1 protein-coding gene is annotated in these 1,274 nt (G+C 48.2%); it reads left to right on the forward strand.

Annotated elements, in window-relative coordinates; all coding sequences use genetic code 11:
- The coding region (locus R7Z78_RS24400) for a PAS domain S-box protein (RefSeq protein WP_169643842.1) at positions 1 to 1,274 on the forward strand (1,274 nt) is incomplete at both ends.

Genomic DNA, 1,274 nt, shown 5'->3' on the forward strand with positions numbered 1-1,274 from the left:
GCCGCGAATACCGAAGGTTGGTTGATCCTCTCCACCTCTGGTGAAGTGTTGGTTTCCAGCCTCATCGATGAACGATTTAGCCGTTCAGATCGACGTGCCATTGTTGAACAGATTCATCGCCAAGGTGAAGGCGTCTCTCTGGTAAATAAAACCAAAGGCTCAAGCCCTCTGTATTATTTATCGGCACCGATTTTTGATGGCCTCAACATCGCGGGTATTGTCGTCGTACAAATTAACTTGAGCCTTCTGACAGAACAAACCATCACCAGCCAAGACATTATTACACTGCAAAACCGCCATCAACGTTTCTTCCTGTCGAGCAGCACCACTTACAACGCAGACTGGTTCAATGAGCCAAACCATGCAGTAGATGAGGAAACACAAAAGCTCTACGACAACACCGTGATCCATTTTTGGACGCTGGATCAGCAACGCTATTTTGCCCATACCGTTAAATTGGATGACCTCAATTGGTATGTCAGTTATCTCATCCCGACCAAGCCAGTTCAACAAGCCATTAATGTCATTGGTTGGAGTGTCGCTGCGTTGCTGTTATTGATCATTTTGTTGGTCATTATCGGTTTGCAACGGCACCAGAAAAACCAGAACCAGCAGCGTATTCAGGCTCTACTGGAGGAATCCCAAAGGCGACTTAAGCAGATGATCAACAAAACTCACGTTGGGTTGCTGTTGATCAATGAGCAAGGACAGCTATTCGATCTCAATCCAATGGCTAAGCGGCTGTTTTGCTTGCCGGAAAACGTCAATCGTCAAACTTTTGCTTGGGAGTTGTTTGATGCAGGTAATCCCAACTCAACCACGCTCACACTGCTCAGAGATCTACCAAAACATAAGGAGCTGGCCGAAATCAGTGCCGTTGAAACGATGGCAAGGCGAAGTGATGGGAGCGTTTTCCCGGTGCTGTTCTCATTAACGACCTTTCCTTGGCACGGAGAGCTGTATTTTCTTGCCACCCTCATCGATATCAGTAAACGCAAAAAGGCTGAACAATCGCTACAACTCATCAACCAAGAGCTAGCGCAGCGGGTAGAAGAGCGCACGCAAGCGCTACGTCAAGCTCAGGAGCAATTGATTGAATCGAGCAAAATGGCGGCGTTGGGCCGCATGTCGAGTGCGATTACCCACGAGTTGAATCAACCTCTTACCGGATTGCGCACCCTTCTCACCACCAACGAGTTATTGGCAGAACGCGGCGAAACCGCCATGATGAAGGCCAATAATATGCTCGTGCAAAAGCTGATTGACCGCATGGC

The organism is Vibrio sp. 1167, from assembly GCF_033340375.1.
Lineage (GTDB): Bacteria > Pseudomonadota > Gammaproteobacteria > Enterobacterales > Vibrionaceae > Vibrio > Vibrio alginolyticus.